Origin of the sequence: Klebsiella sp. C283, from assembly GCF_048822555.1 — a bacterium.
GTDB classification, from domain to species: domain Bacteria; phylum Pseudomonadota; class Gammaproteobacteria; order Enterobacterales; family Enterobacteriaceae; genus Klebsiella; species Klebsiella quasipneumoniae.
This window is the reverse complement of the sequence record NZ_JBMEZS010000006.1, coordinates 207,342-223,190: the sequence shown is the minus strand read 5'-3', so window position 1 is coordinate 223,190 and position 15,849 is coordinate 207,342. Positions and strand designations below refer to the sequence as shown.

Genomic DNA, 15,849 nt, shown 5'->3' with positions numbered 1-15,849 from the left:
CGGCCGACTGGCGCCGGGCTTATTCAGCCAGGTGCTTTGCGCGGCGAATAGTCGCGATAGCATGCAGTATGCCGAGGATCTGCGGCGTCAGCTTATAAAAAGCCCTTCCCTTTTCCGTTAATATCACCTTCCTGATATTTTTTCCTCGCAAGATGAGATTAAAACCAATCTCGTTCTCCAGCGCACAAATACTGGTGGTGACAGCAGCAGCATCAATGCCAAGCCGTTGCGCAGTATGATGAATATTTTCCGTTTGAACCATGACGCTGAAGATTTCAATCTGGGTATTATTCACGATCAATACATCCTGTGTATTTATTCATCCCGCTTCGTTTTAGTTAACCGACAACAAAATGTCAATGCCTCTCGACCCAGGCTCTGTCAAGCAACAATGTGAAATGCATAACACTGTTATTTAATTTTGCAATTCAGCCATTTCATAATGAAAAAACCAGGTGATAACGCCTAATATGAATTTGTGACACCCATCACCACGAAAACAATTTACCAATAATTAACAAAATAAAAATTATTTTAATTTCAATAGATTAAAAATAAAGTCAACGCTGAAATCATTTATGGCATCCGGCATGCATTTACCTCCTCGTAAACAACACTGGAGAAATTGACATGACGTATAAAATTCTACTCCCGCAAGAGATCATGGCCGAAGGGAGAGCGTACCTGGAAAGCCGAGGTTATCAGCTAATTAAAGGTTCGGGGATGGAAGAAGAAGATATCATTCGTGATATCGGCGACTGTGACGGTATTATCGTACGCCTTTCAAAAATGTCCGACCGCGTATTTGAAGCCGCTAAAAAGCTGAAAGTGGTGGCCCGCCATGGCGCGGGTTACGATACCGTGGATCTGGAGTCAGCCAAACGTCATGGCGTTGTGGTATTAAATGCCCCGCTAGCCAATAGCATGTCGGTCGCTGAACTGACAATATTTTATATGCTGCACTGCTCACGTAATTTCAAGCTGGTCGAAGAGAAAATGCTTGAAGATTATTATTGGGCAAAATTGCGCACGCCGAAAGTTGAACTTGACGGTAAAACCCTGGGTTTAATTGGCGTAGGAAATATCGGCTCTCGCGTCGCGATCAAAGCACTGCATGGCTTTAATATGAAAGTCATTGCCTATGATCCCTATAAAACACAGCAGCAGATCCCCGAAGGTGTCGAACTCACTGACGATTTCGACCGTATTTTCAAAGAGAGTGATTTCGTTTCGCTGCACTGCCCAACAACGGCGGAAACCACCGACTTTGTCGGCGAAAAACAGTTCTCGATGATGAAACCCAGCGCCTATTTCATTAATACCGCCCGCGGCAAGCTCGTCGATGAGCGCGCGCTTTATCACGCCTTAAGCCAGCAAATTATCGCCGGCGCCGGCGTTGATGTTTTAAAGAAAGAACCCTTCGATGCCAACGATCCTATTTTCGCATTGAGCAATATCGTCATCGGTCCTCATATCGGTGCTGCCACCATCGAAGCGACTGACAGGGCTTCCCTGCATTCCGCCATCGGTATTGACGAAGTGTTATCGGGTAAAAAACCGTCCTGGCCGGTCCCAGGTTTTTAAGGAGCAAGAGATGACTATTGGTAACCGTGTATTTTTAAAACGTCCGGCGGGAAATATTGCACTGCTGAAAGAATATGAGCACCTGCCGGCGGCAAATATTGCTGACACCATGAACCGTATTGCGGTATTAGGCAACGGCATCAAGCGCATTTCCTCACCCAAAAAACCGATAATGGCCGGCTTCGCTATTACGGTAAAAGCACGCGCCGGCGACAATTTGATGCTCCATGCCGCCCTGGATATGGCGGGGGAAAATGACGTCATTGTGGTCTCTAACGAAGGAGATCGCTCGCGGGCGTTGATGGGCGAAATCATGGTGGCGTATGCCCATCACATGAAGAACATTGCCGGCATCGTGCTCGACGGGCCAATTCGCGATATCGACGCGCTATCGGTTCTTGATTTTCCGCTCTATGCCACCGGTTCGAACCCGGCGGGCCCGTTCAAAATGGGTCCAGGGGAAGTGAATACCCCTATTGCCGTGGGCGGCGTCGCGGTCTGTCCCGGCGATCTGATTGTCGGTGATGCGGATGGCGTCATTGTCATCCCACTGAGCGATGCAGAGACTGTGCTGGATAAAGCGAAAGAGTACGCCAAATTCGACTCCAGCAAAGTGGATGCCGCAAAAAACGGCACAGCCAACCGCCAATGGGTTAGAAAATCGCTGGATGCAACCGGCGTCGAATTTATCGACGACACATATCGTTAATTCGATTGAATAATATAAGCCACGGTCATTTAACTGCCGTGGCCTTAAAGCAAAGGTAACAAAAATGCTTTATTTAAAACTCTTGCCGATTATCTTTTTCCCTGTTTTATTTTGGATAATACCGCATCCGGAAGGCGTTGCCGCCCCGACATGGCATATGGTTGGTATTTATCTGGCCATGCTCTGTGGCCTGGTTTTACGCCCGTTTACCGATTCGGTGATTATGCTGATTATTTTGGGATTCGCCTCTCTGGTACTCGACCCCGGTCCGCTATTCGCTGGATTTGGCAGCCCAATGGTATGGTTTATTATCAGCGCTTTTATTATTTGCAAAGCGTTTGTCATTACCGGGTTAGGTAAACGCATTGCTTATCTGTTACTCAAACGCTACGGCAAAAATACCCTGACGCTCGGGTATTTGATGATGGTCACCGATACCGTGCTGGCCCCAGCGACCGGTTCAAACATGTCGCGTTCGGGAGGGATTACCTACCCCATTTTCAGGAATATCGCCGAAGCGCTTGGCTCGAAGCCCGACGACGGCAGCCGCAAAATCGGCGCCTACCTGACTATTTTGATGTACGTCGTCTCGATGGGCACCTCCAGCCTGTTCCTGACCGGGATGGCCACCAACTCGATCACCGTTTCATTAGCCAATGAGATTATGAAGGTTAATCTTGAGTGGATGACCTGGTTTAAAGCCGCCATTGTCCCGGCGGGACTGGTGCTCATTCTGGCGCCCTGGATCCTGTATAAAATCTATGCCCCGGAACTGAAAGTCATTACGAACGTCAATGAAATTGCGGAAAAAGGACTCAATGAATTAGGGCCGGTAAAACGCGAAGAGAAGCTGTTAATCGCGTTCTTTATTCTTGGCGTGTTAGGCTGGATGACGGGGTCTATCACCGGCATTGCCTTTATTCCCGTGGGACTCGCCTTCCTCGCTTGTCTGTTGCTTTTCGGCGTACTGAGCTGGAATGACGTAGTCAGCGAAAAATCAGCCTGGCAAACTTTTGTCTGGTACGGCGCCTTCTACGGCTGCGCGGTCGCGCTGTCAAAAGGCGGATTCTATGTTTACCTGGTCGACGTGATTAAAAATTATCTCGATCTCTCGCATTTGAGTGAATTCAGCGCGATTGCTGTGCTGGTGTTTATCAGCCTCGCGGTCCGCTATTTCTTCGTCTCAAACAGCGCCTTTGTCGTCTCTTTCTATCCGGTACTCTTTACCCTCGGAATGACCACGCAGGCACATCCTATGTACGTGGCGCTCTCTCTGGCCTTCTCCGCAGGCTATGGCGCGTTATTGACCCACTATGGTAATGGGGCTGGCGTATTTACCTTCTCCAGCGGCTACGTGCCGCAAAAAACGTTCTGGATGCTCGGCACCATTATGGTTGTGGTTAACGTATTGATATTTTTCTTAATCGGTATTCCTTACTGGAAGCTTATCGGTATCTGACAGGAGCATAAAATGAAACTGGATATAGTCATTAAAAACGGCCAGATCGCCGATATGGAAAACCGAACTTATATCAACGCCGATATAGGTATTAAGGGTAACCGCATCGTTGATATCACGCATCAGGATGAACGACAGGCAGAAACCGTTATTGATGCCTCAGGCTGTATTGTTCTTCCCGGGCTCATCGACTTTCATGGGCACGTTTTTCATGGCGGAACGGCGATTAGCGTCAACCCCGACATCGTCTGTTTACCAAACGGCGTCACCAGCATGGTCGATGCCGGGAGCAGCGGATGGGTAAACTATTCGCTATTTCGTAATAGCGTGATTCATCCGGCGATGGTGAAAATCAAGAGCTATTTAAACGTGGTCAACGTTGGCCTTTCGACCCTTGGCGGTGGGCCAACCGGCTATCTTGAAAATACCAATCCAGCAAATTACAACGAGGAAAAAATTGCCCAGACGCTGAATGAAAATAAAGACAACATTCTGGGCTTGAAATTACGCTATAGCCAGGATATCGCCCGGGGCAAACAGTATGCCAGCGATCCGCTGTTAGCTACGGTCTCCCTGGCGCGAAAACTGGATACCTCCATTTGCGTGCATGTCACCGACTCCCTGTTATGCGCCGATGAGCTGATCCGCTATTTCGAGGAGGGTGACATCTACGCGCACTGTTTCCACGGTACCGGTCATTCCATTCTCAATGAACAGGGGCAGGTCTATGCCGCCATCAAAGAAGCGCAGTCCCGGGGGGTGATCTTCGATTGTTCAAACGGTGTCGCCCACTTTGATTTTGAGGTGGCGCAATCGGCGATGGAGCAGGGATTCTACCCTGATATCATCAGTACCGATTTAACCCTGCGTAATAGCTTGCGTACCGACAAGGTCTATAGTCTGCTGCATGTGATGTCGAAATATCTCAATATGGGCATGTCCTTCTTTGACGTTATCCGCGCCGTCACCGCTACCCCGGCTCGCCTGATGAAAATGCAAGGGCAGATTGGTACTCTGGCGCCAAATGCTCTTGCCGATATTTCCATTGTGAAATTACGCAAAGATAAAATTATGTTTGAAGATACCCGGGGAAAAATCCTGGAGGGTGATCGCTACCTCGATAACTGCGCCACTATCTGTAACGGGCAGATCGTTTATCGCCGACTGCGGTTCTAATTCGCCAGCCACCAGCCTTGCGTCTTTCCAGGCGTAAGGCTGGTACGATAAAACCCACCTTCCATGACCTTCGTCATTATTTATCTGCACCTTAAAATTATAATGATTTTAGCCAATCTTGAGCCGATGGAAGTGAATAATGTATGAAGAATAATGAAATTGTCATCTTCTCAGTTTCCAGCACTATTACCCAACGAATTATCAATGTCCTTATTGAGCGCAAACTGGAAATCCCCGTCTATGAGTTTCGTTATTCTGATGTCCTCAATAAAGCCAACGAAATGATCCAGTCCGGTACCCGAATCATTATTAGCCGGGGCGGTACCGCCGCCCTGCTTCGCAATAACATTCCCATTCCGGTGATCGAAATCGCCCATGATTTTCATGGCGTATACCGCATCCTGCAGGAAGCCAAGAATAAATCGCAGAAAATCGCCGCCATCGGTTTCCCCCAGTTTTGCCGGGCGCTGCGGCATTACCAAAGCATGACCAACGACGAGTTTAAGATTTGCCAGGTCTATAACCATCATGATATTGAAAATGTTATTAAAAACCTGTCTGAAAATGATTACCATATGGTCATTGGCGGTTTAACGGTCGCCGAAATGGCCAAGAAATACAATCTCAACGTTATTGAAGGTGATGCTGACAATAATTCTATTGAACAAGCAATTAATGAAGCTCATGGCTTACTAAAATATATCAATCGGGAAAATTTAAAGTTAGTGATGAGCCATGCGGCGCTTAACCAATCCCGCGAAGGAATTATGTGCGTTGATCAGCTGGGTGAGATTATTCATATTAATGCTATCGGCATGACCTTATTTCAATGTCAGGTGGGTGACAAATTATTTAAAAAAGAGGTTTTTAAAGATATCTATGCCAGTATGATTAATGAGTCAAACGTCAAAGAGCAAGCTATCGAAATTAATGGCACACTTGTTAGTCTCTCCGTCCGGCATTTTTCCAATCGCCACAACAGCTATGCCGTCATCACCGGCTTAAGCCAGGAAAGTACGCTCTGGCAGCAAACTACCAGTAAGAAAAGTCACTTACGCGGCTATGCCACCAGCTACTCTTTTGACAATATTATTGCGCAATCGCCGATCATGCATCAGGTGATACAAAAAGCCAGGCTGTGCGCTCAACATGAGCTTCCGGTCCATATCCTGGGCGACACCGGCACGGGGAAAGAGCTGTTTGCCCAGAGTATTCATCACGTTAGTGCCCGAAGCCATGGTCCTTTTGTCGCGCTTAACTGCGCGGCTATACCGGAGAGCCTGCTGGAAAGCGAACTGTTCGGTTATGCCGAAGGCGCGTTTACCAACGCGCGGAAGGGAGGCAAGCCCGGGGTCTTTGAAATGGCCACTAACGGAACGGTATTTATCGATGAGATCAGCGAAGCCCCGCTGTCGGTCCAGGTGAAGCTGCTGCGCGTATTGCAGGAGAAGCAATTTTCCCGTCTTGGTGGCGACACCCTGCTCTCAGCCGACTTTCGCCTGATCACCGCCAGCAATAAAGATCTGGGTCAGCTCGTCGCCAGCGGGGAGTTCCGCCAGGATCTTTATTACCGAATCAATATCCTTGAACTGCAGCTCCCGTCATTACGCGAAAGACCCGAAGATATTATGGTGCTGATTCACCATCTTCTGCAGCAACAAAACAAGCACCTCACCTTTACTGCGGATGCCGTGAACTGCCTACAAAACTATGACTGGCCGGGCAATATTCGTGAACTGCAGGCGGTCATCTATCGTCTTATCGTCTTGCTGGACGGAAACACGGTGAACAAAGAGGTTTTACAGCAGATCAGTCACCTCTCGCCGGCCTGCCACCAGAGCGTGTCTCTTGTTTCTGACCACACGCTGGTCGCGGATGAGAGCGATCTGTTAAAAAAACAGGAGAAACAGCTGATTGCGAGCGTGATTGAAAAAACGGATGGCGACAGAACCAGAGCCTCCGCCATCCTCGGCATCAGCCCTACCACGCTGTGGCGAAAACTGAAGCAGCATAACATAAGCGGATAAGCCGAAACCTATCCGCCGGAACGATACCGCCGTTACCCTTCCACCAGCGCCTGCGCGCAGGCCCAGGCGCTTGACCACGCCCACTGGAAGTTATACCCGCCGAGCCAGCCGGTGACGTCCATCACTTCGCCGATAAAGTAGAGGCCCGGCGCCTTGCGCGCCTCCATAGTACGCGACGAGAGCTCATTGGTGTCCACGCCGCCGAGGGTCACCTCCGCCGTCCGGTAGCCTTCGGTGCCGTTCGGCTGCACGCGCCAGGCGGTCAGCGTCTCCACCAGCGCCTGCTGGTCGCGAACGTTCAGCTGCTTCAGCGTGACATCAGGAATTTGCCCCAGCTGCTGCAGGCACTCCACCAGCCGCTTCGGCAACTGCATCGCGAGGGTGTTTTTCAGGCTCTGGTTGGGATGCGCGCCGCGCTGCTCATTAAGGAAGTCTTCAAGATTGCAGTCCGGCAGCAGATTCACGGTGACGAACTCGCCGGGCTGCCAGTAGCTGGAAATTTGCAGCACCGCCGGTCCGGAAAGGCCGCGATGGGTGAACAGCAGATTTTCGCGGAACAGGGTGCCGTTCTCGGCGGTGATGGTCGACGGCACCGAGACGCCGGAGAGAACCTGCAGCTGCTCAAGCAGCGGCTTGTGCAGGGTAAACGGCACCAGACCCGCACGGGTCGGCAGCACCTTCAGGCCGAACTGTTCGGCGATTTTATAGCCGAACGGCGAGGCGCCAAGGCCCGGCATCGACAAGCCGCCGGAGGCGATCACCAGCTTTTTGGTCGCCAGCGTTTCGCCGTTCACCTGGAGCCGGTAGCCTTGCTCGTCGCGCTCGACGCTGAGGATTTCGCTGCGCAGGCGGATCTGCACGCCGCCCTTTTCGCATTCCGCCAACAACAGATTGACGATCTGTTCCGCCGAATCATCGCAAAACAGCTGACCGAGGGTTTTCTCATGCCAGGCGATGCCATATTTGCCGACCAGCTCGATAAAGTCCCACTGGGTGTAGCGCGCCAGGGCAGATTTGCAAAAATGCGGGTTTTGGCTCAAATAGGCCGCCGGCTCAACATACATATTGGTAAAGTTGCAGCGACCGCCGCCGGACATCAGAATTTTTCGCCCCGGCTTTTTGCCGTTGTCGAGCAGCAGAACGCGACAGCCGAGCTGCCCCGCCTGCGCTGCGCAAAACATTCCCGCCGCTCCGGCGCCAACGACAATGGCATCAAACCTTTCCACAGCGCATTCCTCGTTCCCCAATTGTCGGGTTTTGTAAATATTTCACTCTGGTCACACCAGCGGGAAAAATCCCGCATTAGATACATCATTGAAAGATATAGGATTACTCCCAACAGGGTAAAACCTAAACAGGAAGAAAATCAAAAAAAGTCTATATTTCACTTTGCCCGCGCCGCTAAAGTCACTGATAATGCGCCGCGTTCATGTCCTCAAAATGGCGTAACGTCCTATGCTACATTTATTTGCCGGTCTGGATTTACATACCGGACTATTATTATTGCTTGCTTTAGCTTTTGTACTGTTTTACGAAGCGATTAACGGTTTCCATGATACCGCAAACGCGGTGGCTACGGTTATCTACACTCGCGCTATGCGCTCACAGCTCGCTGTGGCGATGGCAGCGCTCTTCAACTTCTTCGGCGTTCTGCTGGGGGGTCTCAGCGTAGCCTATGCCATCGTGCATATGCTGCCGACCGATCTGCTGCTTAACATGGGTTCCGCACATGGCCTCGCCATGGTGTTCTCTATGCTGCTGGCGGCGATCATCTGGAACCTCGGCACCTGGTACTTCGGCCTGCCGGCATCCAGTTCCCATACGCTGATCGGCGCTATCATCGGGATCGGTCTCACCAATGCCTTAATGACCGGTACGTCGGTCGTTGACGCGCTGAATATCCCGAAAGTCATCGGCATTTTTGGATCGCTGATTATCTCGCCTATCGTCGGCCTGGTGATCGCGGGCGGCCTGATTTTCCTGCTGCGTCGCTACTGGAGCGGCACCAAGAAACGGGCGCGTATCCACCTGACCCCAGCGGAGCGTGAAAAGAAAGACGGCAAGAAAAAGCCGCCGTTCTGGACCCGTATCGCCCTGATCCTGTCCGCTATCGGCGTGTCGTTCTCTCACGGCGCTAACGATGGACAGAAAGGCATTGGTCTGGTGATGCTGGTCCTGATTGGCGTCGCCCCGGCGGGCTTCGTGGTGAATATGAACGCCTCCGGTTACGAAATCACCCGTACCCGCGATGCGGTCAACAACGTGGAAACCTTCTTCCAGCAGCGCCCTGACCTGCTGAAGAAAGCCACCGGCGTTGACCAGCTGGTTCCCTCTCCGGACACCAATACCGCGGCCAACGGCGAGTTTCATTGTCATCCGGCGAACACCATCAACGCCCTTGACCGCGTGAAGACCATGCTGACCGGCGTTGAGAACTACGAGTCGCTAAAACCGGAACAGCGCGGCCAGCTGCGTCGCATCATGCTCTGCATCTCCGACACCACCGACAAAGTGGCGAAACTGCCGGACGTGAGCGCTGACGACCAGCGTCTGCTGAAGAAACTGAAAACCGATATGCTGAGCACCATCGAGTACGCGCCAATCTGGATTATCATGGCGGTCGCGCTGGCGCTGGGTATTGGCACCATGATCGGCTGGCGCCGCGTGGCGACCACTATCGGTGAGAAGATTGGTAAGAAGGGCATGACCTACGCCCAGGGGATGTCGGCGCAGATGACCGCGGCGGTGTCTATCGGTCTGGCGAGCTACACCGGGATGCCGGTCTCCACCACCCACGTACTCTCCTCCTCGGTAGCGGGGACGATGCTGGTGGATGGCGGTGGTCTGCAGAAAAAGACGGTGACGAGCATTCTGATGGCCTGGGTGCTGACCCTGCCGGCAGCGATTATCCTTTCAGGCGTCCTTTACTGGCTCTCCCTGAAGCTGATTTAAGCGCTATTCGTTCAAAACGGGCCAGCTTGCTGGCCCGTTTTTTTATCCCGAAGATGCCGTCAGTGCCAGATCATCAACGCAATCAGGCTCACCACCACCAGGCCGCACAAGGCGCTGGTCAGAATAAACTGGCGACGAACACGTTCGCAGCGACGAATAAATTCATCGTCATGATGGTCACGGTAGCGCTGGGCATAGATATACCACACCAGGCGCATCTGTTTGCTGGGCTGCCCGTGCGAGGTAAAAAAGCCGCCGCCATCGACGTACTGATAGAGCAAGGGATCGCAACCACGTAGCACAACCAATAATGCACGCAACGATGAGAAGTAGCGTGCCATATTCACCACACAAACGACACACAGGGCCCAAAACAGCGCAATAGTGCTGATCATACCTCCTCCCCGGCGACCCGCCCACGGAGAAACCCTCCGCGGCTACCGCTCCCCAAATAACCGACGACAATACCGTAAAGAGTGCGATTCCGATCACATTTATTTTTCCGACCGGCTCATTAAATAGTGTAGGAGATCCATTAATTTTTTTACCACAAGGTTATTCGTTATCAATACGTAAGACGGATAAATTTGTTTAACTTTTAGGTGAACCCAGTGCATTGACGGAGTGCGGGGGGCGCTATAAGGTAAGAAATATCTTCTACAATGAAGTCCTTAAAGGCTACCCTCCCGCGAATGTAGCACGCAGGACGCGGGCGAAACGGCAGCGCCAGCTGTCAGGTCCAATGGTCATCGACAAACTTATGGAAGGAGTAACACTATGGCTTACAAACATATTCTGATTGCAGTAGACCTGTCCCCGGAGAGTAAAGTACTGGTTGAAAAAGCCGTTTCTATGGCCCGCCCGTATAACGCGAAAGTCTCCCTGATCCACGTGGATGTGAATTACTCCGACCTCTACACCGGGCTGATTGACGTGAACCTCGGCGACATGCAAAAACGCATCTCCGAAGAGACCCATCACGCGCTGACCGAGCTCTCGACCAACGCCGGCTACCCGATCACCGAGACCCTGAGCGGCAGCGGCGACCTGGGCCAGGTGCTGGTCGATGCGATTAAAAAATATGATATGGACCTGGTGGTCTGCGGCCACCATCAGGACTTCTGGAGCAAGCTGATGTCCTCTGCCCGTCAGCTGATCAACACCGTCCATGTCGACATGCTGATTGTCCCGCTACGCGACGAAGAAGACGAATAACCGTCCCGTTGTGTCATGCCAGACGCCCGCCGCTGCGGGCGTTTTTATTTTCGCTTCCGCCTCGCCAGACAATAGAGCTTAACTCCATAAAAAAGCCATTCAATTAGTGTGATCAACCAGTTATTCACTAAAACATCTATATAATAATCTACTCAATAAGCCAATAACCGCAGCATGGCGAGTTATCAGACATTTTCGGCGCGTTCTGGCATACGCGTTCATACTTTTTGGGAAAGTAATACAAGGCGAAGGAATATGAATACAACTGCACCTACGGGCTTGCTGCAGCAACCTCGTCCGTTCTTTATGATCTTCTTTGTGGAGCTCTGGGAACGTTTTGGCTATTACGGCGTTCAGGGGATCCTGGCGGTCTTCTTTGTTAAACAGTTGGGCTTCTCTCAGGAACAGGCCTTTATCACCTTCGGCGCCTTCGCGGCGCTGGTTTACGGGCTGATCTCCATCGGCGGCTACGTGGGCGACCATCTGCTGGGGACCAAACGCACGCTGGTGCTCGGCGCGATTGTGCTGGCCATCGGCTACTTTATGACCGGGATGTCGCTGCTGAAACCGCAGCTGATCTTTATCGCCCTCGGCACCATCGCCGTCGGCAACGGTTTGTTTAAAGCCAACCCGGCGAGCCTGCTGTCAAAATGCTATCCGCCGAAGGATGCCCGTCTCGACGGGGCGTTTACCCTGTTTTATATGTCGATAAACATCGGTTCGCTGCTGTCGCTGTCGCTGGCGCCGGTGATCGCGGAAAAGTTTGGCTACGCGGTGACCTATAACCTGTGCGGCGCGGGGCTGATTATCGCGCTGCTGGTCTACCTCGCCTGCCGCGGGATGGTGAAAGAGATTGGTTCCGAGCCCGATCATCGCCCCCTCTGCCTGCGCAATCTGGCGCTGGTGCTGGCCGGTACGGTGGTGATGATTTTTCTCTGCGCCTGGCTGATGCATAACGTGATGATCGCCAACCTGGTGCTGATTGTCCTGTCGGTCGTGGTCATTGCGTTCTTTTTCCGCGAGGCGTTTCGCCTTGATAAAACCGGGCGCAACAAAATGTTCGTCGCCTTTATCCTGATGATCGAGGCGGTGCTGTTTTACATTCTCTACGCCCAGATGCCGACCTCGCTGAACTTCTTCGCCATCAATAACGTCCATCATCAGATCCTGGGTTTTACCATCAACCCGGTCAGTTTCCAGGCCCTGAACCCCTTCTGGGTGGTGGTGGCCAGCCCGGTGCTGGCGGCGATCTACACCCATCTCGGCCACAAGGGTAAAGACCTGACCATGCCGGTGAAATTTACCCTCGGGATGTTCCTCTGCGCGCTGGGCTTCCTTACCGCCGCGGCCGCCGGGATGTGGTTCGCCGACGCCCAGGGATTAACCTCGCCGTGGTTTATTGTGCTGGTTTATCTGTTCCAGAGCCTGGGCGAGTTGCTGATCAGCGCCCTGGGGCTGGCGATGGTCGCCGCGCTGGTGCCGCAGCATCTGATGGGCTTTATTCTGGGGATGTGGTTCCTGACCCAGGCCGCCGCGTTCCTGCTCGGCGGCTATGTGGCGACCTTCACCGCGGTGCCGGAAAATATCACCGACCCGCTGCAGACGCTGCCCGTTTACACCAGCGTGTTCAGTAAAATTGGCCTGGTGACCCTGGGGGTCACGGTGGCGATGGCGCTGATGGTGCCGTGGCTGAACCGGATGATTAATACCCCGGGGGAAGCTGAGCGGTAGAGATGTTCGTCGGTTTGCGCCTTACTCAGCCCGGGCCTGGGGGAATGGTATCCATCTGATATATAAATGATTATGTAGGCCGGGTAAGGCGCAGCCGCCACCCGGCAGCATGACGGCGCGATGCCTGATAGATTGCAAATTTACGCCGGCGTGCCGGCGTAAATATCAAACCGATGCCCTTTGGTCACCACCGCGTTCGGCGTGGCGACTTCCGCCAGCGGCGGCGCGTAATCCGGGCGCTTCACCACCACCCGTTTGGTCGCCAGCTGGCGCGCCGGGGCCAGCAGGCCATCGGCGTCTAAATCGGGCCCCACCAGCGACTGAAAGACGCGCATCTCTTTCTTCACCAGCGCGCTTTTCTGCTTATGCGGGAACATCGGGTCGAGGTAGACCACCTGCGGACGCGGGGTAATATCGGTCAGCGCCGTCAGGCTGGAGGCGTGGATCAGCTGCAGCCGCTCCTGCAGCCAGCCGCCGATTTCCGCATCGGCATAGCCGCGGGCCAGGCCATCGTCGAGCAGCGCGGCGACCACCGGATTACGCTCCAGCATCCGCACGCGACAGCCGACCGACGCCAGCACAAAGGCGTCACGCCCCAATCCGGCAGTGGCATCGACGACATCCGGCAGATAATCGCCTTTAATACCGACCGCTTTGGCCACCGCTTCACCGCGGCCGCCGCCAAACTTGCGCCGGTGGGCCATCGCCCCGCCGACGAAATCGACGAAGATACCGCCGAGTTTGGGCTCATCGCGCTTACGCAGCTCCAGATGCTCAGCGGTCAGCACCAGCGCCATCAGATTATCGTCATCCTGCTCCAGCCCCCAGCGGGCGGCTAAAACAGATAAGGCGCCGTCTCCGGCGCCCGTTTCATCAATTAAGCAGATCTTCACCGCAGACTTAACCCTTGATCCCGTAATGCTCCAGCATCGCATCCAGCTGCGGCTCGCGCCCGCGGAAGCGTTTGAACAGCACCATCGGCTCTTCAGAACCGCCGCGGCTCAGGATGTTATCGAGGAACGACTGACCGGTTTCACGGTTGAAGATCCCCTCTTCTTCGAAGCGTGAGAAGGCGTCTGCCGCCAGCACGTCAGCCCACAGGTAGCTGTAGTAACCCGCCGCGTAACCGCCGGCGAAGATATGGCTGAAGGCGTGCGGGAAGCGGCCCCAGGTTGGGCCCGGCACCACGGCGACCTGCTTTTTAATCTCCGCGAGGGTCTCAAGGATTTTCGCCCCCTGCTCCGGCTTGTACTCCGCGTGCAGGCGGAAATCGAACAGGCCGAACTCCAGCTGGCGCAGAATAAACATCGCCGCCTGGTAGTTTTTCGCCGCCAGCATTTTCTCCAGCAGCGCCTGCGGCAGCGGTTCACCGGTTTCATAATGACCGGAGATAAAGGCCAGCGCTTCCGGCTCCCAGCACCAGTTTTCCATAAACTGGCTCGGCAGCTCGACCGCATCCCACGGCACCCCGCTGATGCCGGAAACCCCGGCGGTATCGATGCGGGTCAGCATGTGGTGCAGACCGTGGCCGAACTCGTGGAACAGAGTGATCACTTCGTCGTGGGTGAACAGCGCCGGTTTGCCGTTGACCGGACGGTTGAAGTTACAGGTCAGGTAGGCGACCGGCTTCTGCAGGGAACCATCCAGCTTACGCATCTGGCCGACGCAGTCGTCCATCCACGCCCCGCCGCGCTTGTGCTCGCGGGCATACAGGTCGAGATAGAAGCTGCCGCGCAGCTCGTTGTGTTCGTCATACAGCTCGAAGAAGCGCACTTCCGGATGCCACACGTCGACATCGGTACGCTCTTTGGCGGTAATGCCGTAAATGCGCTTCACCACTTCGAACAGACCGTTAACGGCTTTGTTTTCCGGGAAATAGGGGCGCAGCTGCTCATCGCTGATGCTGTAGAGATGCTGTTTCTGTTTTTCGCTGTAGTAAGCGATGTCCCACGGCTGCAGCTCTTCGACGCCGAACTCGGCTTTAGCGAAAGCGCGCAGCTGGGCCAGCTCTTTTTCGCCCTGCGGACGGGCGCGTTTTGCCAGGTCGGTGAGGAAATCGAGCACCTGCTGCGGATCCTCCGCCATTTTGGTGGCGAGGGATTTAAAGGCGTAGCTGTCAAAGCCCAGCAGCTGCGCCAGCTCGTGGCGCAGGGCGAGGATCTCCGCCATCACCGGGCTGTTATCCCATTTACCGGCGTTTGGCCCCTGGTCGGAGGCGCGCGTGGAGTAGGCGCGGTACATCTCTTCGCGCAGCGCCTGATTGTCGCAGTAGGTCATCACCGGCAGGTAGCTCGGGATATCCAGGGTCAGCAGATACCCTTCCTGCTCTTTGGCCTGGGCCTGCGCCTGAGCGGCGGCCAGCGCGCTTTCCGGCATACCGGCCAGATCGGCGACGTCGGTCACCAGCTTGTTCCAGCCCATGGTGGCGTCAAGGACGTTGTTGCTGTACTGGTTGCCCAGCTCAGAGAGGCGCGCGGCGATTTCACCGTAGCGTTTCTGCGCCTCCGGCGGCAGGCCAATACCGGATAATTCGAAATCGCGCAGCGCGTTATCCACCGCTTTTTTCTGCGCGGTATTCAGCGTGGCGTAGTTATCGCCATCGCGCAGATCGCGGTAAGCTTTATACAGGCCTTCATGCTGGCCGACCCAGGTGCTGTACTCGGAGAGCAGCGGCAGCGTCTGTTCGTAGGCCTCACGCAGTTCCGGGCTGTTTTTTACCGAATTGAGATGGCTGACAGGCGAGAAGATGCGTCCCAGCACATCGTCCACTTCCGCCAGCGGCTGGCAAAGATTTTCCCAGCTATACGGCGCGCCGTGCGCCACTGCGCTTTCCACCGCGGCCCGGCAATCCTCCAGCGCTTTGGTGACCGCTGGGACCACGTGCTCTGGTTTGATCGCAGAAAAAGGCGGCAGGGAAAAAGGCGTCAGTAATGGATTGGTCATATGCGCTGTCCTGTTGAAAAGGGTGAGTGAAGCGCGCGTCCGGCGCTTATGCA

The 15,849-nt window shown here is 53.9% G+C and carries 13 protein-coding genes; 8 read left to right on the top strand and 5 right to left on the bottom strand.

Annotated elements, in window-relative coordinates:
- Positions 1 to 19: 19 nt before the first annotated feature.
- Complete coding sequence (locus ACOI7Z_RS13760) at positions 20 to 295, bottom strand: LysR family transcriptional regulator (RefSeq protein ID WP_060589786.1); 276 nt, start codon at positions 293 to 295, stop codon at positions 20 to 22.
- A 335-nt stretch (positions 296 to 630) separates the two neighbouring features.
- Here ACOI7Z_RS13760 and ACOI7Z_RS13755 point away from each other — a divergent pair, with 335 nt between their 5' ends.
- From ACOI7Z_RS13755 to ACOI7Z_RS13735, 5 genes are all read left to right on the top strand, one after another.
- The gene (locus tag ACOI7Z_RS13755) at positions 631 to 1,584 is read left to right on the top strand and encodes a hydroxyacid dehydrogenase (protein ID WP_060589789.1); all 954 of its coding nucleotides are present in this window, start codon (positions 631 to 633) and stop codon (positions 1,582 to 1,584) included.
- A 10-nt stretch (positions 1,585 to 1,594) separates the two neighbouring features.
- Entirely contained in the window at positions 1,595 to 2,293 is a 699-nt protein-coding gene (locus ACOI7Z_RS13750; protein ID WP_060589791.1) for a methyltransferase, read from the top strand.
- 64 nt (positions 2,294 to 2,357) lie between these two features.
- The gene (locus tag ACOI7Z_RS13745) at positions 2,358 to 3,752 is read left to right on the top strand and encodes a DASS family sodium-coupled anion symporter (protein WP_060589793.1); all 1,395 of its coding nucleotides are present in this window, start codon (positions 2,358 to 2,360) and stop codon (positions 3,750 to 3,752) included.
- 12 nt (positions 3,753 to 3,764) lie between these two features.
- On the top strand, positions 3,765 to 4,928 hold the full coding sequence (locus ACOI7Z_RS13740) for a metallo-dependent hydrolase (RefSeq protein WP_087849075.1): 1,164 nt from the start codon (positions 3,765 to 3,767) through the stop codon (positions 4,926 to 4,928).
- A 143-nt stretch (positions 4,929 to 5,071) separates the two neighbouring features.
- The gene (locus tag ACOI7Z_RS13735; protein WP_087849074.1) at positions 5,072 to 6,955 is read left to right on the top strand and encodes a sigma 54-interacting transcriptional regulator; all 1,884 of its coding nucleotides are present in this window, start codon (positions 5,072 to 5,074) and stop codon (positions 6,953 to 6,955) included.
- A 32-nt stretch (positions 6,956 to 6,987) separates the two neighbouring features.
- Here ACOI7Z_RS13735 and ACOI7Z_RS13730 read toward each other — a convergent pair whose 3' ends face one another.
- Positions 6,988 to 8,181, bottom strand: coding sequence for an NAD(P)/FAD-dependent oxidoreductase (locus tag ACOI7Z_RS13730; RefSeq protein ID WP_065812597.1), 1,194 nt, complete (start codon positions 8,179 to 8,181; stop codon positions 6,988 to 6,990).
- Positions 8,182 to 8,410: 229 nt separating this feature from the next.
- On the opposite strand from ACOI7Z_RS13730, the gene pitA reads away from it, so the two are divergent.
- Positions 8,411 to 9,907, top strand: a complete 1,497-nt coding sequence (pitA, locus tag ACOI7Z_RS13725) for an inorganic phosphate transporter PitA (RefSeq protein ID WP_004204940.1) — start codon at positions 8,411 to 8,413, stop codon at positions 9,905 to 9,907.
- Between the two features lie 59 nt (positions 9,908 to 9,966).
- Here pitA and uspB read toward each other — a convergent pair whose 3' ends face one another.
- On the bottom strand, positions 9,967 to 10,302 hold the full coding sequence (gene uspB / locus ACOI7Z_RS13720) for a universal stress protein UspB (protein WP_002921203.1): 336 nt from the start codon (positions 10,300 to 10,302) through the stop codon (positions 9,967 to 9,969).
- Between the two features lie 382 nt (positions 10,303 to 10,684).
- Between uspB and uspA the strand changes: the two genes are divergently transcribed.
- Positions 10,685 to 11,122: a universal stress protein UspA gene (gene uspA, locus ACOI7Z_RS13715; protein ID WP_004145166.1), complete on the top strand. Its 438-nt coding sequence runs from the start codon at positions 10,685 to 10,687 to the stop codon at positions 11,120 to 11,122.
- 255 nt (positions 11,123 to 11,377) lie between these two features.
- The gene (gene dtpB, locus ACOI7Z_RS13710; protein WP_023291274.1) at positions 11,378 to 12,853 is read left to right on the top strand and encodes a dipeptide/tripeptide permease DtpB; all 1,476 of its coding nucleotides are present in this window, start codon (positions 11,378 to 11,380) and stop codon (positions 12,851 to 12,853) included.
- Between the two features lie 140 nt (positions 12,854 to 12,993).
- On the opposite strand, the gene rsmJ is transcribed toward dtpB, so the two are convergent.
- Together rsmJ and prlC are read right to left on the bottom strand one after the other, a co-directional pair.
- The gene (gene rsmJ, locus ACOI7Z_RS13705) at positions 12,994 to 13,746 is read right to left on the bottom strand and encodes a 16S rRNA (guanine(1516)-N(2))-methyltransferase RsmJ (protein WP_032429010.1); all 753 of its coding nucleotides are present in this window, start codon (positions 13,744 to 13,746) and stop codon (positions 12,994 to 12,996) included.
- A gap of 7 nt (positions 13,747 to 13,753) precedes the next feature.
- A complete protein-coding gene (gene prlC / locus ACOI7Z_RS13700) occupies positions 13,754 to 15,796 on the bottom strand; it encodes an oligopeptidase A (RefSeq protein ID WP_023291276.1) in 2,043 nt (680 codons plus the stop codon).
- Positions 15,797 to 15,849: the final 53 nt, after the last annotated feature.